Origin of the sequence: Pseudescherichia sp. (assembly GCF_031998825.1) — a bacterium.
In the GTDB taxonomy this organism is placed as follows: domain Bacteria; phylum Pseudomonadota; class Gammaproteobacteria; order Enterobacterales; family Enterobacteriaceae; genus Pseudescherichia.
The window spans coordinates 1-19510 of sequence record NZ_DAMACX010000033.1; the positions used below are offsets into that span (position 1 = coordinate 1).

The 19510-nt window shown below is 57.8% G+C and carries 19 protein-coding genes; 4 read left to right on the forward strand and 15 right to left on the reverse strand.

The features are described from left to right. Window positions 1-107: 107 nt before the first annotated feature. The 4 genes from hemG to pepQ are packed head-to-tail and all read right to left on the reverse strand — an operon-like array spanning window position 108 to window position 4109. Complete coding sequence (gene hemG / locus RTP97_RS14850) at window positions 108-659, reverse strand: menaquinone-dependent protoporphyrinogen IX dehydrogenase (protein ID WP_312414996.1); 552 nt, start codon at window positions 657-659, stop codon at window positions 108-110. An 11-nt stretch (window positions 660-670) separates the two neighbouring features. Then, window positions 671-2122 carry a Trk system potassium transporter TrkH gene (gene trkH, locus RTP97_RS14855; protein WP_042395889.1) on the reverse strand — a complete coding sequence of 484 codons (1452 nt, stop codon included), beginning with the start codon at window positions 2120-2122 and terminating at the stop codon, window positions 671-673. 41 nt (window positions 2123-2163) lie between these two features. After that, on the reverse strand, window positions 2164-2778 hold the full coding sequence (locus RTP97_RS14860) for an IMPACT family protein (protein WP_312415002.1): 615 nt from the start codon (window positions 2776-2778) through the stop codon (window positions 2164-2166). Then, a complete protein-coding gene (pepQ, locus tag RTP97_RS14865; RefSeq protein WP_312415083.1) occupies window positions 2778-4109 on the reverse strand; it encodes a Xaa-Pro dipeptidase in 1332 nt (443 codons plus the stop codon). The genes RTP97_RS14860 and pepQ overlap by 1 nt, the downstream gene beginning before the upstream one ends. Before the next feature lie 187 nt (window positions 4110-4296). On the opposite strand from pepQ, the gene fadB reads away from it, so the two are divergent. Both fadB and fadA read left to right on the forward strand, forming a co-directional pair. Then, entirely contained in the window at window positions 4297-6486 is a 2190-nt protein-coding gene (fadB, locus tag RTP97_RS14870; protein ID WP_312415005.1) for a fatty acid oxidation complex subunit alpha FadB, read from the forward strand. A 9-nt stretch (window positions 6487-6495) separates the two neighbouring features. Continuing rightward, on the forward strand, window positions 6496-7659 hold the full coding sequence (gene fadA, locus RTP97_RS14875) for an acetyl-CoA C-acyltransferase FadA (RefSeq protein ID WP_312415008.1): 1164 nt from the start codon (window positions 6496-6498) through the stop codon (window positions 7657-7659). Window positions 7660-7713: 54 nt separating this feature from the next. Here fadA and fre read toward each other — a convergent pair whose 3' ends face one another. Continuing rightward, a complete protein-coding gene (gene fre, locus RTP97_RS14880; protein ID WP_312415011.1) occupies window positions 7714-8415 on the reverse strand; it encodes an NAD(P)H-flavin reductase in 702 nt (233 codons plus the stop codon). Between the two features lie 55 nt (window positions 8416-8470). After that, entirely contained in the window at window positions 8471-9967 is a 1497-nt protein-coding gene (gene ubiD, locus RTP97_RS14885) for a 4-hydroxy-3-polyprenylbenzoate decarboxylase (protein ID WP_312213780.1), read from the reverse strand. Window positions 9968-10137: 170 nt separating this feature from the next. On the opposite strand from ubiD, the gene rfaH reads away from it, so the two are divergent. Beyond that, window positions 10138-10626 (forward strand): transcription/translation regulatory transformer protein RfaH, encoded by a 489-nt coding sequence (rfaH, locus tag RTP97_RS14890; protein WP_312415013.1) that lies wholly within the window; start codon window positions 10138-10140, stop codon window positions 10624-10626. Here the strand turns inward: rfaH and tatD are convergent. From tatD to udp, 9 genes are all read right to left on the reverse strand, one after another. Then, window positions 10623-11405 (reverse strand): 3'-5' ssDNA/RNA exonuclease TatD, encoded by a 783-nt coding sequence (tatD, locus tag RTP97_RS14895; RefSeq protein ID WP_312415015.1) that lies wholly within the window; start codon window positions 11403-11405, stop codon window positions 10623-10625. The two genes, rfaH and tatD, sit on opposite strands and share 4 nt — an antisense overlap. Window positions 11406-11459: 54 nt before the next feature. Beyond that, complete coding sequence (gene tatC / locus RTP97_RS14900) at window positions 11460-12239, reverse strand: Sec-independent protein translocase subunit TatC (protein ID WP_312415017.1); 780 nt, start codon at window positions 12237-12239, stop codon at window positions 11460-11462. Between the two features lie 2 nt (window positions 12240-12241). Then, window positions 12242-12748: a Sec-independent protein translocase protein TatB gene (gene tatB, locus RTP97_RS14905; protein ID WP_312415019.1), complete on the reverse strand. Its 507-nt coding sequence runs from the start codon at window positions 12746-12748 to the stop codon at window positions 12242-12244. A 3-nt stretch (window positions 12749-12751) separates the two neighbouring features. After that, window positions 12752-13006 carry a Sec-independent protein translocase subunit TatA gene (tatA, locus tag RTP97_RS14910; protein WP_312415021.1) on the reverse strand — a complete coding sequence of 85 codons (255 nt, stop codon included), beginning with the start codon at window positions 13004-13006 and terminating at the stop codon, window positions 12752-12754. 71 nt (window positions 13007-13077) lie between these two features. Next, window positions 13078-14724, reverse strand: a complete 1647-nt coding sequence (gene ubiB / locus RTP97_RS14915; protein WP_312213790.1) for a ubiquinone biosynthesis regulatory protein kinase UbiB — start codon at window positions 14722-14724, stop codon at window positions 13078-13080. Next, complete coding sequence (ubiJ, locus tag RTP97_RS14920) at window positions 14721-15326, reverse strand: ubiquinone biosynthesis protein UbiJ (RefSeq protein WP_312213792.1); 606 nt, start codon at window positions 15324-15326, stop codon at window positions 14721-14723. The genes ubiB and ubiJ overlap by 4 nt, the downstream gene beginning before the upstream one ends. A gap of 13 nt (window positions 15327-15339) precedes the next feature. After that, the gene (gene ubiE / locus RTP97_RS14925) at window positions 15340-16095 is read right to left on the reverse strand and encodes a bifunctional demethylmenaquinone methyltransferase/2-methoxy-6-polyprenyl-1,4-benzoquinol methylase UbiE (protein ID WP_042395932.1); all 756 of its coding nucleotides are present in this window, start codon (window positions 16093-16095) and stop codon (window positions 15340-15342) included. Between the two features lie 66 nt (window positions 16096-16161). Then, window positions 16162-17538 (reverse strand): DNA recombination protein RmuC, encoded by a 1377-nt coding sequence (rmuC, locus tag RTP97_RS14930; protein ID WP_409455952.1) that lies wholly within the window; start codon window positions 17536-17538, stop codon window positions 16162-16164. A 134-nt stretch (window positions 17539-17672) separates the two neighbouring features. Continuing rightward, on the reverse strand, window positions 17673-18434 hold the full coding sequence (gene udp / locus RTP97_RS14935) for a uridine phosphorylase (protein ID WP_042395937.1): 762 nt from the start codon (window positions 18432-18434) through the stop codon (window positions 17673-17675). A gap of 253 nt (window positions 18435-18687) precedes the next feature. Between udp and RTP97_RS14940 the strand changes: the two genes are divergently transcribed. Continuing rightward, the gene (locus tag RTP97_RS14940) at window positions 18688-19500 is read left to right on the forward strand and encodes a dienelactone hydrolase family protein (protein ID WP_312415024.1); all 813 of its coding nucleotides are present in this window, start codon (window positions 18688-18690) and stop codon (window positions 19498-19500) included. Window positions 19501-19510 lie beyond the last annotated feature (10 nt).

The window sequence follows — 19510 nt, forward strand, 5'->3', positions numbered from 1 at the left end:
GGCTTGTTTGCCGTTGTTCCGTGTCAGTGGAGGCGCATTATAGGGAGTTATTCGGGGCTGACAAGACTTAAATGCAAAAAACTTTTCAAGCGCTCATTTTGCAGACTTTATGCCTGCTTTACCACCGATTTGCTGGTTAACTGTGCGATTTCGCGCGCAAATTCGCTTACGCGTGACCAGTCGGTATAGACCACCTCTTTCCGCGTATCCGTCTCTCCCCCGGTCATCTTCATAATCAGGCGGATCATAATGCGGTCGTACCAGGAGTAACGTGGATAGCGCAGGGCGCCGGCAAATACCGCACAGCGATCCGGTTGCCAGGGCGAGTTCAATAAAAACTTACGCGTATAGCTATTGGTTTGCGGCGAGCTCTTCTCTGGTTTACGTGCCACAAGATTGACGGCGTAAAAGGCACTGGGCAGTGCATTAAGGTGCTGCAGATGCTTTTTCACAAACCGATCCACGGCCGGATGAAAGTGACCGTAGCGAATCGACGCGCCAATCACCACCCGATCGTAATCCTGCCAGGCAATAGATTCCGTACGGTTAAGGTTAACCACATCGGAATAGACGCCCAGCTCGCTCAGCTCGGAGGCGATACTGGAGGCGATCTCTCGGGTTTGCCCATCACGGGTAGAGAAGAGAATCAACGTTTTCATAGCGTGCTCCTTTATTCGCGCCAGAACGTTGGGGTAAAGAGCACCAGCAACGTAAAGACTTCAAGACGACCGAAAAGCATATTGGCGATGAGGATCCACTTCGCCACCGGATTCATGCTGGCAAAGTTATCCGCCACCACCCCCAGCCCCGGCCCGAGGTTGTTCAGCGTCGCGACCACGGAGGCAAAGGCGGAGAAGTCATCTACGCCCGTGGCGATAATCGCCAGCATGCTTACGATAAAGACCAGCGCATAGGCAGAGAAGAAGCCCCACACCGCCTCAAGGATGCGCTCCGGCAGCGCGCGGTTCCCCAGCTTAATGCTGTACACCGCATTAGGGTGCACCAGCCGTTTCAGCTCGCGGTTGCCCTGCTTAAACAGCAGCAGGATACGAATGACCTTCAGCCCCCCGCCGGTTGACCCCGCCATGCCGCCGATAAACGCCGAGCAGAGCAGGAGTACCGGCAGGAACAGTGGCCAGCGTGCAATGCTATCGGTCGTGAAGCCGGCGGTCGTTGCCATCGACACCACCTGGAAGAAGGCCTGGTTTAGCGTCGTGACCGCCGAGTTGTAGACGTCGTGGAACCAGAGTACCAGGGTACAGATCACCACCAGCGTCAGCTGCACGCCGATGAACATCCTGAACTCAGGATCGCGCCAGTAGACCTTCAGGTTGCGCCCGCTTAGCAGAGAAAAGTGCAGGCCATAGTTACAGCCGGAGATCAGCAGAAAGATAGCAATAATGGTGTTAATCGTTGGGCTATCGAAGTAGCCCACGCTGGCATCATGCGTCGAGAACCCACCAATGGCGATGGTAGCAAAGCTGTGCCCAATGGCGTCAAACGCGGGCATACCCGCAAACCAGAGCGCCAGCGCGCAGGCCACCGTCAGCAGCACATAGATAATCCACAGCGTCTTTGCCGTCTCGGCAATACGCGGACGCATCTTATTATCCTTCAGCGGACCGGGCATCTCCGCCCGGTAGAGCTGCATCCCCCCGACGCCAAGGATGGGCAGAATAGCCACCGCCAGGACGATGATCCCCATCCCGCCGAACCACTGGAGCATCTGGCGATAGAAAAGAATGCCGTGCGGCAAGGTGTCCAGTCCCACCAGCGTGGTCGCCCCTGTGGTCGTCAGGCCAGAAAAGGATTCAAAGAAGGCGTCGGTCACCGTCAGGTTGGGACGCTCGGAGAAGATAAACGGCAAGGCCCCTACGCTGCCCAGCACCGTCCAGAACAGCACGACGATCAGGAAGCCTTCCCGCGACTTCAGTTCGCTCTTCTCCCGGCGGTTAGGCCACCACAGCAGGGAACCGATCGCCAGTGCCACAAAGAAGGTCTGGGTGAATGCACGCCCCGCGCCGTCCCGATAAATCAGCGCAACCAGTCCAGGCAGGATCATCGTTCCGGAAAACAGTATCACCAGCAGTCCAACGATTCGGGTAATGGCGCGAAAATGCATCTCTGCCGCTTCCTTAGGTATCCAGATAATTGAGGTGGGGATTATTCTTTAATGGCTGATAATTGCAATGAACCACGGCTAAAATCTGCCAGCTTAGCGGCAAACTCGGTCAGCCTGGCGCGGGGAAGCGCTACCCGTAGCTGCACGACAGCCTGGTAGTCGCTGGTAACGATTTTCCCCTCGAACTGCCCAAGCAGCGCTTCTACGCCAGCCAACTGCGCATAATCACAACACAAAGTATATTCGGTCAGCGGTAATTTGCGGGAGGTGGTGAGCTGATTCAGTGCGCGCTGTACGCCACCGCCGTAGGCTTTGACCAGACCACCAGTACCTAACAGAATGCCGCCATAGTAGCGCACCACCACGGCGGTGATCTCCCCGACGCCGCTGCCCATTAGCTGGGCCAGCATCGGCTTGCCCGCCGTGCCAGCCGGTTCACCATCGTCGGAGAAGCCCAGCTGCTGCGAGTCGTCCGGCGGCCCGGCCACCCACGCGACGCAGTGATGCCGCGCCTCCGGGTGCTCTGCCCGCACGGCGCTGACAAAGGCTTTCGCCGCCTCTACGCCGTCGGTGTGGGCTAACAGCGTAATGAAGCGGCTCTTTTTGATCTCCTCGACGAAGGTCACCGGCGCGGCCGGTATCAGCCAGCTCTCCATCAGGCCAGCTTCAGATCCCGGGTCATGTTCTCCACGCCGTGCTCATGGATCACCACGTTATCTTCGATGCGGATCCCGCCGAACGGCTTCAGCGCCTCAATTTTCTGCCAGTTGAAGTGCTTGCTAAACTCCCCTTCCCGCCATGAGGCCAGCAGCGAGTCGATGAAGTAGATACCAGGCTCAATGGTCAGCACCATCCGCGGCTGTATCACGCGGGTGCAGCGCAGGTAGGGGTACTTCGCCGGCGCGGCCAGGTGCGTACCGGTATCATCTTGCATAAAGCCAGCGACGTCATGTACCTGCAGGCCCAGCGGGTGACCGATACCGTGCGGCATAAATGGCCCGGTGAGGTTGTTCTCTACCATCGCCTCTTCGCTGATGTCGGTGATAATCTGATGACGACGGAGCAGTTTCGCAATGCGCTGATGGAACTGCAGGTGGTAGTCGATATAGCTCACCCCCGCCTTCATGGTGCCGATCAGCGCCAGCTGCTCTTCGTTAACGTCTTTAATTAACTGTGCAAAATCGCTCTCGCCGTTGGCCGCCCAGGTACGGGTCAGGTCGGCGGCGTAGCCGTTGTATTCGGCCCCGGCATCCAGCAGGAAGCTACGCATTTCCGCGGGCGCACGATGATCCAGCCTGGTGTAGTGCAGCACGGAAGCGTGCTCGTTAAGCGCCACGATATTACTGTAGGGCACGTCGGTATCGCGGTGGCCGGTGGCGGTCAGGTAGGCGATATTGATATCGAACTCGCTCATCCCGGAGAGAAACGCCTCGTGCGCCGCGCGGTGTCCCATCACCGCCGTCTTCTGCGCTTCCCGCATACAGGCCAGCTCATAGTCGGTCTTATAGGCACGGTAGTAGTGCAGATAGTCAATCACCCCTTTCGGGTTGATGTTCTCGGCTTTGATCTCCAGCTGCAATGCGCGCTCTGCTACCGGGCCGATGTAGGCGATATTGCCTCGCGCCGCAGGCAGCTGGCTGGTGATGCCCTCTGCTTTGGGCAGGGCAATAATCTCGACCTCTTCGGTCCAGAACGATGTCGGCAGCGGCTCGACGTTGTGCCAGTAATCCACCGGCAGGTAGAACCAGAGTTTTGGCTTGTTAACACCGTCCACCAGCAACCAGCAGTTGGGAACCTGCGTGACGGGCACCCAGGCTTTAAACTGCGGGTTGACCTTAAAGGGGTACGGATGGTCATCAAGGAAGATGTTGAACAGCTCGCCGGAGTGAATCAGCAGTGCGTCGAGCTTAAAGCGGGCCAGCACGTCCCGGGCACGTTCCTGTAGGGTAACGATATGATCTTTATAAAGCGCAGCCAGTGAGTCCATGATTTTCCCTTCTTGTTTAGACATCAATTCTCCGCATCTTAGCATACCCGCTCACCCCTGCGTGTTTTCCGTTTAGCGTGATCCTCCCAGCAAGTTTTTAAACACTCATTTGCATTTTATTAACATAATAACCACACTCCGTCTCATCTGGTAAGACCAGTAACTCTGTTGGATTCAGGAGACTGACATGCTTTACAAAGGCGATACCTTGTACCTCGACTGGCTGGAAAATGGCATTGCTGAACTGGTGTTCGCGGCCCCCGGCTCGGTCAACAAGCTCGATACGGCGACGGTGGCCAGTCTTGGCCAGGCGCTGGACGTGCTGGAAAAAAGCCCTAATCTCACCGGGCTGCTGCTGCGCTCCGACAAAGCCGCCTTTATTGTCGGCGCGGACATTACTGAATTTCTCTCGCTATTCCAGGTTCCCGAGGAACAGCTTAGCCAGTGGCTGCACTTCGCTAACAGCGTCTTTAACCGCCTGGAAGATCTGCCTGTGCCAACCATTTCCGCCGTTAACGGCTATGCGCTAGGGGGCGGCTGCGAGTGCGTACTGGCCACCGACTATCGCCTGGCGACGCCGGACCTGCGCATTGGCCTGCCGGAAACCAAGCTGGGAATTATGCCGGGCTTTGGCGGCTCGGTACGCCTGCCGCGTCTGCTCGGCGCTGACAGCGCGCTGGAGATCATCGCCGCCGGGAAAGATGTGGGTGCCGAGCAGGCGCTGAAAATTGGCCTGGTCGATGGCATCGTGACGGCGGAAAAACTGCGCGATGGTGCGCTGGCCGTTTTGCGTCAGGCGATCGATGGCGATCTGGACTGGCGTGCCAAACGTCAGCCGAAGCTGGAGCCGCTGAAGCTCAGCAAGATTGAAGCCGCCATGAGCTTTACCATCGCCAAAGGCATGGTGATGCAGACCGCAGGCAAGCACTACCCCGCCCCGCTGACGGCGGTGAAAACCATTGAGGCGGCGGCCCGGTTTGGCCGTGATGAGGCACTGGCGCTTGAGAACCAGAGCTTTGTGCCGCTAGCCCACACCAACGAGGCCCGCGCGCTGGTGGGTATCTTCCTCAACGATCAGTATGTCAAAGGCCAGGCGAAAAAGCTGACCCAAAACGTCGAGACCCCGAAGCAGGCTGCCGTGCTGGGCGCGGGTATTATGGGCGGCGGTATCGCGTACCAGTCCGCATGGAAAGGCGTGCCGGTGCTGATGAAAGATATCAATGACAAATCCCTGACGCTGGGCATCAGCGAGGCCAGCAAGCTACTTAACAAGCAGCTTGAGCGCGGCAAGATCGATGGTTTGAAGCTGGCGGGCGTGATTGCCACTATCCATCCAACCCTCGACTACACTGGCTTTGATCGCGTTGACGTGGTGGTGGAAGCGGTAGTCGAGAATCCAAAGGTGAAAAAAGCGGTGCTGGCAGAGACCGAACAAAAGGTGCGCCCGGATACGGTGCTGGCCTCGAACACCTCCACCATTCCTATCAGCGAGCTGGCCAGCGTGCTGCAGCGCCCGGAGAACTTCTGCGGCATGCATTTCTTTAACCCGGTACACCGTATGCCGCTGGTAGAGGTGATCCGCGGCGAGAAAACCTCGGAAGAGACCCTTGCCAAAGTGGTCGCCTGGGCGAGCAAAATGGGTAAAACGCCTATCGTCGTTAACGACTGCCCCGGCTTCTTCGTCAATCGCGTCCTGTTCCCTTACTTTGCCGCCTTCGGCCAGCTGCTGCGCGACGGTGCGGACTTCCGCCGCGTCGATAAGGTGATGGAGAAGCAGTTCGGCTGGCCGATGGGCCCGGCCTATCTGTTGGATGTGGTAGGTATCGATACGGCGCATCATGCTCAGGCGGTGATGGCCGCTGGTTTCCCGGAGCGGATGCAGAAGGATTACCGCGACGTCATCGACGTCCTGTTTGACGCGGGCCGCTTTGGGCAGAAAAACGGCCAGGGCTTCTGGCGTTATAAAGAGGACAGCAAAGGCAAGCCGAAGAAAGAGGAAGATGCTGCCGTTGACGGCCTGCTGGCAGAAGTTAGCCAGCCGACGCGCGACTTCTCTGACGAGGAGATTATTGCCCGCATGATGATCCCGATGGTCAACGAAGTAGTGCGCTGTCTGGAGGAGGGCATTATCGCCAGCCCGGCGGAAGCCGATATGGCCCTGGTGTACGGCCTCGGCTTCCCCCCGTTCCACGGCGGCGCGTTCCGCTGGCTCGACACCCAGGGCAGCGCCAGCTATCTCGATCGGGCGCAGCAGTTTGCCGCCCTTGGCCCGCTCTACGCCGTGCCGGACGGCCTGCGTGAGAAAGCGCGCCACAACGAACCCTATTATCCTCCCGTTGCGCCAGCCCGCCCGGCAGGCGTTCTGAAATCGGCTTAAGGAGTCACAATGGAACAGGTAGTCATTGTCGATGCAATTCGTACCCCGATGGGCCGTTCTAAGGGCGGCGCGTTCCGAAACGTGCGTGCGGAAGATCTCTCCGCGCACCTGATGCGTAGCCTGCTGGCGCGCAACCCAGCGCTGGACGCTGCGGCGCTGGACGATATCTACTGGGGCTGCGTGCAGCAGACCCTGGAGCAGGGATTTAACATCGCCCGTAACGCCGCGCTGCTGGCGGAGATCCCCCACTCCGTTCCGGCGGTGACCGTTAACCGCCTGTGCGGCTCGTCGATGCAGGCCTTGCACGATGCGGCACGCATGATCATGACCGGCGATGCGCAGGCGTGTCTGGTGGGCGGCGTAGAGCACATGGGCCATGTGCCGATGAGCCACGGCGTTGATTTTCATCCAGGCCTCAGCCGTAACGTGGCTAAAGCGGCGGGCATGATGGGCTTAACCGCTGAGATGCTGGCGCGCATGCATGGCATCAGCCGTGAGATGCAGGACCAGTTTGCCGCCCGCTCCCACGCCCGCGCATGGGCAGCGACCCAGGCTGGCGCGTTCAAGAATGAGCTTGTCCCTACTGGCGGTCACGACGCTGACGGCGTGCCGAAAATGTTTAACTACGATGAAGTGATCCGCCCGGAGACCAGCGTTGAGGGGCTAGCAGCCCTGAGACCCGCGTTCGATCCGGCTAACGGCACGGTGACGGCGGGCACCTCCTCTGCACTCTCTGACGGCGCGGCGGCGATGCTGGTGATGAGCGAAAGCCGCGCCCGCGAGCTGGGCCTGACGCCACGCGCCCGTGTGCGTTCAATGGCGGTCGTAGGCTGCGATCCCTCTATCATGGGCTACGGCCCGGTTCCGGCCTCGCAGCTGGCGTTGAAAAAAGCCGGTCTGACGGTGAGCGACATCGATCTGTTTGAGATGAACGAAGCCTTTGCCGCGCAGATCCTGCCGTGCATTAAGAATTTGGGTCTGATGGAGCAGATTGACGAGAAGATCAACCTCAACGGCGGCGCGATCGCCTTGGGTCATCCGCTCGGCTGTTCCGGGGCGCGGATTAGCACCACGCTGCTGAACCTGATGGAGCGTAAAGACGCCCAGTTTGGCCTGGCGACCATGTGTATTGGTCTGGGTCAGGGGATTGCGACGGTATTTGAGCGGGTTTAAAGCGGTTATGCAGGCCCGGCGGGAGAGACACCGTCGGGCCAGTCACGCTGGCGCTTAGATAAAGGCGAAAGCATCGCCGAAGAGGCGATCTTCCCGCGCACCGCGTTCATTGCAGAAGAGATCCCGGGCGATTTTTGCCATTTCGAAACGTCCGGCAATGTAGATATCATGCTCGGCCAGCGTGCCGAAATCCTGAAGCACCGCCGTCAATACCGTACCGCTGCGGCCCTGCCACGCCTCTTCCGGCTGTTCAACCACCGGCACCACCTTCAGATTGGGGTGGTTAACCGCTAAGGCTTGCAGCTCAGAGAGATCGTACAGGTGCTTCTCTTCACGCCCACCCCAGTAAATGGTGATATCCCGTGCCGGGTTACGCGCCAGCGCGGTGAGCAGAATGGAGCGCACGTAGGAGAAGCCCGTTCCGCCTGCAATCAGGATCAGCGGACGCTCTTCGTCATCGCGCAGCCAGGCATCGCCGTGCGGAATATCGATCACGATTTCGCGCTCTTTCAGGATCCGGTCCATGACCGCCATGGCATAGAGGTTCAGCTCAGAAGCACCGATGTGCAGCTCGATGAACGCCTGCTCATCCGGCGTGGACGCCATAGAGAACGGACGCTTATCGCGCTCGTCCATCACCACCATCAAATATTGCCCGGCGCGAAATGAAAACGCCGCGTCTGGTACAAGACGAACACGGTATACGGTATCGGTGATAGCTTCTACCGAGGTCACTTTACAGCTTAAGGTTGTCATGCGCTCCCTCTGTCGGGTCGTTTTATTACGAATCAAAAGGCAAAACGGCGGCGCATTAGCTGCCTTTACCGTCACTCATTATGGCCAGCTCATCCCAGATAGCGTCGATTCGCGCGGTAACGGCAGGATCCTTTTTAATCGGACGCCCCCATTCACGCTGGGTTTCACCGGGCCATTTGTTGGTAGCATCCAGCCCCATTTTTGAGCCAAGACCGGAAACCGGCGAGGCAAAATCCAGGTAATCTATCGGCGTGTTCTCTACCAGCACGGTATCCCTTGCCGGATCCATACGGGTAGTGATCGCCCAGATAACGTCGTTCCAGTCGCGTGCGTTCACGTCATCATCACAGACAATAACAAATTTGGTGTACATAAACTGCCGCAGGAATGACCAGACGCCCATCATCACGCGCTTGGCATGACCTGCATACTGCTTTTTGATGGTCACTACCGCCAGGCGGTACGAGCACCCTTCCGGAGGAAGATAGAAATCGACGATCTCCGGAAACTGCTTTTGCAGGATCGGCACAAAGACTTCGTTCAGCGCCACACCCAGCACGGCCGGCTCATCCGGCGGGCGGCCGGTGTAGGTTGAGTGGTAGATAGCATCTTCACGTTGGGTAATATGCGTGACCGTAAAGACCGGGAAGCTATCAATCTCATTATAGTAGCCCGTGTGGTCGCCATACGGGCCTTCCGGGGCCATCTCGCCCGGCTCAATGTAGCCCTCCAGCACAATCTCTGCGCTGGCGGGCACTTCCAGATCGTTTGAGATGCACTTAACCACCTCGGTTTTGGTCCCGCGCAGCAGACCGGCAAAGGCATATTCGGAAAGCGTATCCGGCACCGGCGTCACCGCGCCTAAAATCGTGGCGGGATCGGCACCCAGCGCCACGGCAACCGGAAAGCGTTCACCGGGATGCGCCGCGCACCACTCCTGGTAATCCAGCGCGCCGCCACGATGCGACAGCCAGCGCATGATCAGTTTGTTCTTGCCGATAAGCTGCTGGCGATAGATGCCGAGGTTCTGCCGCTCTTTATGCGGACCGCGGGTGACGGTGAGCCCCCAGGTGATCAGCGGAGCGGCGTCTTCCGGCCAGCACTGCATGATAGGGATGGTGGTTAAATCCACTGCCTCGCCCTGCACCACCTTTTGCTGGCACGGCGCGGTGCGCAGGCGTTTGGACGGCATGTTGAGCACCTGTTTGAACTGCGGTAGCTTATCAAAGAGATCGCGGAAGCCTTTTGGCGGCTCCGGCTCTTTCAGAAAGGCCAGCAGCTTACCCACCTCACGCAGGGCTGATACATCCTCCTGCCCCATTCCCAGCGCCACGCGCTTCGGCGTACCAAAGAGATTACAGAGCACCGGCATGGAGTAGCCCGTTGGGTTTTCAAATAACAGAGCGGGGCCACCGGCGCGCAGGGTGCGGTCGGCAATCTCTGTTATTTCCAGATGAGGATCAACAGGCAGCGTAATGCGTTTGAGTTCGCCCTGCTGTTCCAGCAGCGCCATAAAATCACGTAGGTCGTGGTATTTCATGCAGTTAATCATGGCCTCGGAGTCAGCCTTCCATTATACGGTGAACATCAGCGTGATGCTGTAATTTTGTTAAATTAGGGTAAATCGTTACGTCCTGGCGTGGCGAGGACCTCTATAATCAACTTAGCCATCATTATCGGGTTTTGATATGCTTGCGCACGAACAGCTAAAACAGAGTGATTATGCAAGCCTGGTATTTACTTTACTGCAAGCGGGGCCAGCTCGAGCGCGCCCAGCAACATCTTGAACGCCAGGCGGTAAACTGCCTGACGCCTATGATCACGCTTGAAAAAATAGTACGCGGCAAACGCATTGCAGTCAGCGAACCGCTGTTCCCTAACTATCTGTTTATCGAATTTGATCCGGAAGTCATCCACACTACCACAATTAACGCCACTCGCGGCGTCAGCCACTTTGTTCGCTTTGGTGCCAGCCCGGCAACCGTGCCTGAACCGGTTATAGCCCAGCTGGCGCACTATCAGCCCGAAGGGGTGACCGACCCCCAGACGCCCTACCCCGGCGATAGCGTGGTGATCACCGAAGGGGCGTTTGAAGGGTTAAAAGCGATTTTTACCGAGCCGGACGGTGAGGCGCGCTCAATGCTGCTGCTGAACCTGCTCAATCAGCAGGTGATGCAGAGCGTCAGAAATACCGACTTCCGCAAGGCTTAAAAAGTAATGTTAAACAGCCGCCTGACGTTTTGATCCGTCACTTCTGAAAGCCGCTCCACCTCCTCCCCGCGCAGCTGCGCCACGCGTTGCAGAATATGCCCTAGCAAGGCGGGTTCATTACGCCGTGAGGCTGGCTTAGGCTTGATATCGCGAGGCAGCAGATAAGGCGCATCGGTTTCAATCAGCAGGCGATCGGCCGGGATCAGCGGGACGATTTCGCAAAGTTCCTGCCCGCGCCGCTCGTCGCAGACCCAGCCGGTAATCCCCAGATAGAGCCCGCGCGCCAGGCAATCACGTGCTTCGCGCTCTGAACCGGTAAAGCAGTGCAGAACCGCGCCGGGAATTTTGTCCAACCATGGGTCGAGCAGAGCTAAAAAGCGTTCGTGGGCGTCGCGGCAGTGCAAAAACACCGGTAGCGATAGCTCAGCGGCAATAGCCAGCTGGGCGCTAAACGCCGCCTCCTGCGCCTGCGGGGTAGAGAAGTTACGGTTAAAATCCAGCCCGCACTCACCTATGGCTACCACCTGCGGCAGGTTGGCGAGCTGGTGAATGGCGTCTGCCGTCTCCGGCTGCCACTGGCTGCTATCATGCGGGTGGACGCCCGCCGTCGACCAGCAGCTGGCGTACTGTGCCGCCAGCACCTGCGCCTGCTGGCTCTCATGCAGGTTGGTCCCGGTGAGCAGCATGCCGTTAACGCCTGCGGCGGCGGCACGCGCGACAACCTGCTCGCGATCGCCAGCAAACTGTGAGCTGGTCAGGTTTACGCCAATATCAAACATCGTTTCCCCGTACGCTATCTACATAAAACAACCGCCCTGACGGGCGGCTGGTAATTACTCTTTGTGACGTTCGGCTTCGTCTTCGGTTTCGTCGTCCTCGTCCTGGCGGAAGCGGCGTTTGCCGATATAGAAGCGCGAGAAGAAGACGCCTACCTCAAACAGGCAGTACATCGGGATCGCCAGCAGCGTCTGGGAGAAGACGTCCGGCGGCGTCAGCAGCATACCGACCACAAACGCCCCCACCAGTACGTAGGGCCGCTTGCGGCGTAGATCGTCCGGCGTCGTTACGCCCATCCAGCAGAGCAGGACAATCGCTACCGGGACTTCAAACGACACGCCAAAGGCCATAAACAGCGCCATGACGAAGTCGAGGTAGCTGGCGATGTCCGTCGACACCTGCACGCCCACCGGCGCGGTATGGGTCAAAAAGCCAAACGCCAGCGGGAAGACCACAAAGTAGGCGAAGGCCATGCCGATATAGAATAGCAATGAGCTGGAGACCAGCAGCGGCATAACCAGACGTCGCTCGTGCTTATAGAGCGCAGGGGCAACAAAGGCCCAGACCTGGTAAAGGATCACGGGCGCGGAGAGGATCAGCGACACCATGAAGGTCAGCTTCACTGGGGTAAAGAAGGGCGACGCCACGTCGGTGGCGATCATTGTTGCCCCTAAAGGCATCTGCTTGATCAGTGGGGCAGAGACCAGCTGGTAGATATCGTTAGCGAAATAGACCAGCACCACGAAAATGGCGAACACCGCAATGATGCAGTTCATCAGGCGTTTTCGTAGCTCGATTAGGTGCGTAATCAGCGGTTGGGTATCTTGTACAGCCATGTTTACTGTTTATCACTTGTCGATGAAGGTGAAGGTGCGGCAGAGGCAGCGGGCTGCGTAGGTTTACCGTCAGCGGGCGCCTCCGGTGCCTGCGTCGGCGCGCTGGCCTGATGCTCCGCAGCGGCAGGCGTTACCCCCTGATGCTGCTCCTCGTTCCCTTTCACAATCGGATTATGAATGGTGTGCGCCACGTCGCTCGCGCGCTCAGGATCGTTCGCGCTGTAGGAGCGTTTCATTGACTCCGCCGCATGGCGCAGCTCATCCATGGACTCTTTCAGCTCTGGCGTCAGGTGATCCATACTCGCTTTTTCGACCTTCTTCAGACTGTCCTGAAGCTCCTGGATCTTCAGCTCCTGTGCCAGCTCATTCTGTACGGTGCTTGCCAGCGAGCGCAGCGCACGCACCCACCCGGCCACCGTTTTGACCGCTACCGGCAGACGCTGCGGCCCCAGCACAATGAGGCCGATAACGAATACCAGTACCAGCTCGCCAAAACCAATATCGAACACGAATTACACCTGCTCTTTATCGCGACGCTTTTCTTCGTCTTTTTTCACATCATCTTGCTTCTCAGCAAGCGTTTTAGTTGAGAAATCAGCGTCCTCCGCCGGTTTCTTCTCATGTTTATCGTCATCGCCCATGGCTTTTTTAAAGCCTTTGATCGACGCACCCAGATCGGAACCGATAGATCCTAGCTTTTTTGTTCCAAACAGCAGCACAACGATGACGGCAATAATAACTAACTGCCAAATACTGATACCACCCATACATAATCCTCAAGGACAGATGCTGAAATTAACGGGCCGCGTACCGGGTACCCGGCCCATAAAGCGTGCGGCTATAGCACGCGTGTTTTTCGCCAGCCAATGAGCCAGGCGACCAGTCCGCCGGCAATCAGCCATGCGGACGCCGTTTGCCACTCCGGACGATTGATCAAAAAAAGCGTCCCACTCAGGATCAACGTTGCCCCAATGCCGAACAGATAGCGGGACTGCCCCTGGCGTACGTGGTTAACACGTATCTCACGGGTGATCAGATCCACGTTATGCTGCAGCTGCTTATGCTGGCGCAGGTTGTTATAGATCAGCTCGGGAAGCTCGGGCATTTTTTCAATCCACAGCGGTCCTTTCTCTTTCAGGGAACGGACCAGCGCCGGGAAGCCTACCTGATCTTTGATCCACGTTTCGAGGAAAGGTTTCGCCGTTTTCCACAAATCGAGCTGCGGATAGAGCTGACGCCCTACGCCTTCTATATAAAGCAACGTTTTTTGCAGCAGCACCAGCTGCGGCTGCACTTCCATATTGAAGCGCCGCGCCGTGTTAAACAGATTCAGCAGCACGTGGCCAAAGGAGATCTCTGCCAGCGGCTTCTCAAAAATCGGTTCGCAGACGGTACGGATGGCGAACTCAAACTCCTCAACGTTGGTATCCGGCGGCACCCAGCCAGAATCGACGTGCAGTTCAGCAACCCGACGGTAGTCGCGGTTGAAGAACGCAATGAAGTTTTCTGCCAGATAGCGCTTATCCTCTTTGTTCAGCGAGCCGACAATACCGCAGTCGATACCGATATACTGCGGATCCTCGGGGTGTTCATAGCTGACAAAAATATTACCAGGGTGCATATCCCCGTGGAAAAAGCTGTCACGGAACACCTGGGTAAAGAACACCTGCACGCCACGCTCGGCCAAAAGCTTCAAATCGGTATTATTCCTCTCCAGCGCTGCAACATCGTTCACTGGAATACCATAGATGCGTTCCATGACAAGCATATTTTGGCTGCAGTAGTCGGAGTAAACTTCCGGCACGTAGAGCATCTTGCTGTTGTCAAAGTTACGCCGCAGCTGGATCGCGTTGGCCGCTTCGCGCAGCAGATCCAGCTCGTCGATCAGCGTCTTTTCGTACTCCTTCACGACCTCAAGCGGGCGTAGACGACGCCCGTCCGGCAGCAGGCGTGGAACCCAGCGCGCAAGACGATAGATAAGGCGCATATCGGCTTTGATCACCGGCAAAATATCTGGCCGGATCACTTTGATAACCACCTCTTTGCCGGTCTCTTTCAGGCGGGCAGTGTGGACCTGAGCGATAGAGGCCGAAGCCAGCGGCGTGATATCAAAATCATCAAACCACGTCTCGACGGGAATATCCCCCATCGCTTTTTCGATCTGGCGCTTAGCCAGCACGCCGTCAAAGGGCGCTACGCGATCCTGCAGCATTGCCAGTTGATCGGCAATCACGGGCGGAAAGAGATCGCGACGGGTAGAGAGCATCTGCCCGAACTTGATCCACACCGGCCCCAGCTCCTGCAGTGCCAGCCGCAGACGATGACCTAACTCTTTATCTTTGTGACGGTTTGGCATCCAGAACAGCGTGCGACGCCAGAGCCGAATCGGCAGGGTAAGACGCATTCGTGGGATAAGCTCATCAAGTCCGTAACTCAAAAAAGTTTGGATGATGAAATACAGGCGGCGAATTTCACCTGGCGTCATTTGCCCTCCAGTTTTTCCAGCCGTTTAGTTAACGCATCAACCGATCGCGCGACGGCGGCGGCCTCTTCAGCAAACCAGGCGACTTCCAGTCCGCCGGGTGCCAGACGCCACTCCTCCGTTAAGGCTTCGGCCACGTACTGCTGCTGACGCTGCAGGCCATGTCGAAAGCGCTTTGCGCCACCGCGCAGCACTTTAGCGATGCCTTCGGCGGCGATATCGCCGGTGTAAGGGGCAAGTAGCTCAGCAAAATCGAACTCTGCGAGATCGAAAAGCGCGCTAAGGTTTTGAACAACCTGAATATCGCCCTGCACTTCCAGCTCGCCGCTGCGTATAAGCGTAGTCAGCTGCTGGCGATCGCGCAGCTTCGGTAACAGGCGTGCCTGAGTAATAACGGTGCAGTCTGCCTCGCCCTCCCAGGCGCTCAGTACGTCGACCTGGCGCTCGCTAAAGGCCAGAATCAGCGGCGTAGAGAACTCGTTGAGAACAATACGCAGTACCTTACCCTGCAGGCGCTGGCGGGCGGGTTTTAATGCCCTTTCGCGGTATAAAAATGTATTGAGAACACCTTCGATTCCAGCGCTCACTAAAGGCGTAAAGGGCATTCACTCACTCCTGTCAGAACTTATATCCACGGTGCAGCGCGACGATACCCGCCGTCAGGTTGAAATATTCGGCATTTTCAAAACCGGCATCCTGCATCATCGCCTTCAGCGTCTCCTGATCGGGATGCATACGGATGGACTCCGCCAGGTAGCGGTAGCTTTCGCCATCCTTCGCCACCAGCTCACCGATGCGCGGCAGAACGTGGAAGGAGTAGGCGTCATAGGCCTTGCTCAGCGGCTCGATAATCGGTTTAGAGAACTCAAGAACTAAGAGGCGGCCGCCCGGCTTGAGCACGCGGAACATGGAGCGCAGCGCTTTCTCTTTATCGGTGACGTTTCGCAGGCCGAAGGCGATGGTGATGCAGTCAAAGGTATTGTCCGGGAACGGCAGCGCTTCGGCGTTGGCCTGCACGTATTCAACGTTACCCACTACGCCAAGGTTGCGCAGCTTTTCACGCCCGACTTTTAGCATTGAGTCGTTGATGTCGGCCAACACCACCTGTCCGGTTTCACCCACCAGACGAGAGAATTTCGCCGTCAGATCGCCGGTACCGCCAGCAAGGTCAAGAACCTTCTGCCCACGGCGCACGCCGCTGCAGTCAATTGTGAAACGTTTCCACAAACGATGGATGCCCATCGACATCAGATCGTTCATCACGTCATATTTTGCGGCCACGGAGTGAAATACGTGAGCCACCATGTCGGCCTTTTGCGTTTTGGCGACAGTCTGATAACCAAAATGCGTCGTTTCCTGTGAATCTTCCGCCATCTCAGTGCCTGCTATTCAAGAAATTGTTCGTGAAGTGTAACAGATTGGGCGCAATTGCCCTACGTTTCAACCCTCCTGTCCGGCGCGCAGACGGAACTCCTCATCCTGCGCCACGGCCTGGTCGGCTAAATCCGGATTGATCTCGCGCTTGATCTCAACCCCCAACCCGCGAAACGCCTCGGCCTGGGCGAGCAGATTCCCCCGCCCGGAGGTAAGTTTTTTCATCGCCTGGCGGTAGTTATCCTGCGCTTTCTCCAGGCTCTGCCCCACCGATGACATATCGTCAACAAACAGTCGCATCTTGTCGTAAAGGCGGCTGGCGCGCTCGGCGATCTGCTGCGCGTTGCGGCTCTGGTGCTCGTAGCGCCAAAGGTTAGCGATGGTACGCAGGGCCACCAGCAGCGTGGTCGGGCTGACCAGCATGATATTGTTTTTTAACGCCTCGGTGATCAGCTCCGGCTGCCGGTCGAGAGCCACTAAAAAGGCTGGCTCGACGGGAATAAACATCAGCACGTAGTCAAGGGATCGCAGTCCCGGCAGCTGCTGGTAGTCTTTCCGGCCCAGCAGGCGAATATGGCTGCGCACCGAGGCAATGTGCTCCTGTAGCGCGCTTTCGCGGGTGTACTCATCGTCGGCGTTGAAGTAGCGCTCATAGGCTACAAGCGTCATTTTGGCGTCAATGACCACGTCTTTGCCCTGCGGCAAACGGACGATGACGTCGGGCTGCATTCTGGCGCGAGCTTCGGTTTCAATGCTGACCTGGGTTTCATACTCGTAGCCCGCCCGCAGGCCGGACGCCTCCAGCACGCGAGCCAGCACCACCTCACCCCAGTTGCCCTGCGCCTTATTATCGCCCTTCAGGGCGCGAGTCAGGTTGATCGCTTCCTGCGCCATCTGGGCATTAAGCTGCTGTAGGTTACGGATCTCGTGGGCGAGGGTGTGGCGCTCCTGGGCCTCTTTGCCAAAGCTGTCCTGCACCTGGCGACGGAAACCGTCCAGCTGTTCCCGCAGAGGGGAGAGAAGCCCGTGGAGGCTCTGCCGGTTCTGCTCTTCGACCCGGCGATTGCTCTGCTCGAAGATGCGGTTAGCGAGGTTTTCAAACTGCTCGCTCAGGCGCTGCTCGCTGTTGATCATCTGGCGGATTTTATCTTCCGCATGCAGCTGGGTGGACTCCAGCCGGGTAGTGACCTCGCGCAGATCGGCCTCCAGCGAGGTGTTGATCTCCCGCAGGCTGCGCAGCTCGTTATTCAGCAGCTCGCACTCGTCGCGCCAGTGTTGATTTTGCACCAGACGCTGCCGCGCCGCGCTCAGTTCGATATCCAGCTCGCGCCGCTCTTCGGTAAGATCGGCCCGCAGGCGATCGGCATGGGATTTTGTCGCCAGCCAGCCTACCAGCAAGCCGGCTATCGCCGCCGCCGCACTGAGTAAAATTGAGATATCCACCCTGCCTCCTGCATAAACCACTTACCGATGCAAAATAAGAGTGTGCTGGATAGGTGTCCAGTTGGGAAGGATTTTCCTGCGAGGTACTACGCAAAACGGGCAGGCCGAGGGGAGCGGCCTGCCGGAGAGGAGCGTTAAGCCAGACGGCGCGCCGCTTCCACCACGATTTTAATCGCGTGGCTTTCGGTTTGCTTCATGGTCTCTGCGTTCGGGATCTCTTGCTGGGTGCGGTTGACGATCACGCCCGCGACCATGCCAGCGCGCAGGCCCTGGCTGGAGCACATGGTCAGCAGCGTGGCGGACTCCATCTCGTAGTTCATCACGCCCATCGACTGCCACTCCTCCATAGAGCCTTTGTAGCGGCTGACGACGCGGCCCGAGAAGGTGTCGTAACGCTCCTGACCTGGGTAGAAGGTGTCAGACGAGGCGGTGACGCCGATGTGGGTCGTTGCGCCCACCTCTTTAGCGGCCTCTACCAGCGCCGTGGTACAGGTGAAATCAGCTACCGCCGGATATTCCATCGGCGCAAAGTGCAGGCTGGCTCCGTCGAGACGTACGGAGGCGGTCGTCACCAGCACGTCGCCAACGTTGATGTGCGGCTGGATCGCGCCGGTGGTACCCACGCGCAGGAAAGTCCGGATGCCCAGCTGCGCCAGCTCTTCAACGGCGATGGAGGTTGATGGGCCGCCGATACCGGTGGAGCAGACAATGATTGCTTTGCCATCCACTTCGGCGCGCCATGAGGTAAATTCACGATGCGATGCCAGCTTAACCGGCTTATCCATCAGCGCGGCGATCTTTTCCACTCGCTCCGGATCGCCAGGGACGATAGCCAGCGTGGCCCCCTGCAGATCGTTTTTGGTCAGGCCGAGGTGAAAAACATCAGACTTGGACATAGGTGACTCCTTTGTGGGTCGATTCATCAGCAGAAGTAAAACGGTACTCTACAGAAGGCCATCGCTTTTTTTCGTGACACCAATCACTCTGAAGAAAACTGTTTACATCAATTTTTCATCAAAAGGTGATTTATATCACATTGTAACGCTCTCTTTCCCCCATTCGTCGTAAAGATAGTCTCTTCTGCACAGGATGATTTTGGCGTACTGGCTATAGTTACCTGATGCGCTAAACAAGGGTACGGAGATTGCCATGACAACAGAAAAACAGCCCGGCTTTGCACCTGCAGCTTCACCTCACGCTTCCACCGCCGTCCGCACCTCTGAAGAGTCGATTTTGACCGGTGAGACGTCAATTCCTACTCAAGGAGATAACATGCCCGCCTGGCACGCCCGGCCGCAAAAGGCCGACGGCCCGCTACCGGTAGTGATTGTAGTCCAGGAAATTTTCGGCGTGCACGAGCATATCCGTGATATCTGCCGTCGGCTGGCGCAGGAGGGCTATCTGGCCATCGCGCCTGAACTCTACTTCCGCCAGGGCGATCCCAACGACTATAGCGATGTTCCCACGCTGTTTAAGGAGCTGGTGTCAAAGGTGCCGGATGCTCAGGTGCTGGCCGATCTTGACCACGTCGCCAACTGGGCGGCGCGTAACGGCGGTGACGCGCACAGGCTCCTGCTTACCGGCTTTTGCTGGGGCGGGCGTATTGCCTGGCTCTACGCCGCGCATAATCCGCAGCTGAAGGCGGCGGTGGCGTGGTACGGCAAGCTGGTGGGTGACAAAACCCTGAACTCGCCGAAGCATCCGGTGGATATCGCTACCGACCTCAATGCATCGGTTCTCGGTCTCTATGGCGCTCAGGACGGTAGCATTCCCCTTGATACCGTAGAGACCATGCGCCATGCCCTGCGGGCTGCCAACGCCGAGGCAGAGATCGTGGTCTATCCCGATGCCGGACACGCCTTTAACGCCGACTATCGCCCAAGCTATCACGAGGAATCAGCCAAAGATGGCTGGCAGCGCATGCTGGCATGGTTTGCCCAGTATGGCGAAAAACGAGGCTAACGTCCCGTGC

What these genes read in the sequence shown, in the direction of transcription:
- udp (WP_042395937.1), bottom strand. Translation starts at nt 18,434, where the DNA reads ATGTCCAAGTCTGATGTTTTTCACCTCGGCCTGACCAAAAACGATCTG.
- RTP97_RS14940 (WP_312415024.1), top strand. Translation starts at nt 18,688, where the DNA reads ATGACAACAGAAAAACAGCCCGGCTTTGCACCTGCAGCTTCACCTCAC.
- ubiE (WP_042395932.1), bottom strand. Translation starts at nt 16,095, where the DNA reads ATGGCGGAAGATTCACAGGAAACGACGCATTTTGGTTATCAGACTGTC.
- fre (WP_312415011.1), bottom strand. Translation starts at nt 8,415, where the DNA reads ATGACAACCTTAAGCTGTAAAGTGACCTCGGTAGAAGCTATCACCGAT.
- pepQ (WP_312415083.1), bottom strand. Translation starts at nt 4,109, where the DNA reads ATGGACTCACTGGCTGCGCTTTATAAAGATCATATCGTTACCCTACAG.
- tatC (WP_312415017.1), bottom strand. Translation starts at nt 12,239, where the DNA reads ATGGCTGTACAAGATACCCAACCGCTGATTACGCACCTAATCGAGCTA.
- fadA (WP_312415008.1), top strand. Translation starts at nt 6,496, where the DNA reads ATGGAACAGGTAGTCATTGTCGATGCAATTCGTACCCCGATGGGCCGT.
- fadB (WP_312415005.1), top strand. Translation starts at nt 4,297, where the DNA reads ATGCTTTACAAAGGCGATACCTTGTACCTCGACTGGCTGGAAAATGGC.
- rfaH (WP_312415013.1), top strand. Translation starts at nt 10,138, where the DNA reads ATGCAAGCCTGGTATTTACTTTACTGCAAGCGGGGCCAGCTCGAGCGC.
- hemG (WP_312414996.1), bottom strand. Translation starts at nt 659, where the DNA reads ATGAAAACGTTGATTCTCTTCTCTACCCGTGATGGGCAAACCCGAGAG.
- tatA (WP_312415021.1), bottom strand. Translation starts at nt 13,006, where the DNA reads ATGGGTGGTATCAGTATTTGGCAGTTAGTTATTATTGCCGTCATCGTT.
- trkH (WP_042395889.1), bottom strand. Translation starts at nt 2,122, where the DNA reads ATGCATTTTCGCGCCATTACCCGAATCGTTGGACTGCTGGTGATACTG.
- ubiJ (WP_312213792.1), bottom strand. Translation starts at nt 15,326, where the DNA reads ATGCCCTTTACGCCTTTAGTGAGCGCTGGAATCGAAGGTGTTCTCAAT.
- ubiD (WP_312213780.1), bottom strand. Translation starts at nt 9,967, where the DNA reads ATGATTAACTGCATGAAATACCACGACCTACGTGATTTTATGGCGCTG.
- RTP97_RS14860 (WP_312415002.1), bottom strand. Translation starts at nt 2,778, where the DNA reads ATGGAGAGCTGGCTGATACCGGCCGCGCCGGTGACCTTCGTCGAGGAG.
- ubiB (WP_312213790.1), bottom strand. Translation starts at nt 14,724, where the DNA reads ATGACGCCAGGTGAAATTCGCCGCCTGTATTTCATCATCCAAACTTTT.
- tatD (WP_312415015.1), bottom strand. Translation starts at nt 11,405, where the DNA reads ATGTTTGATATTGGCGTAAACCTGACCAGCTCACAGTTTGCTGGCGAT.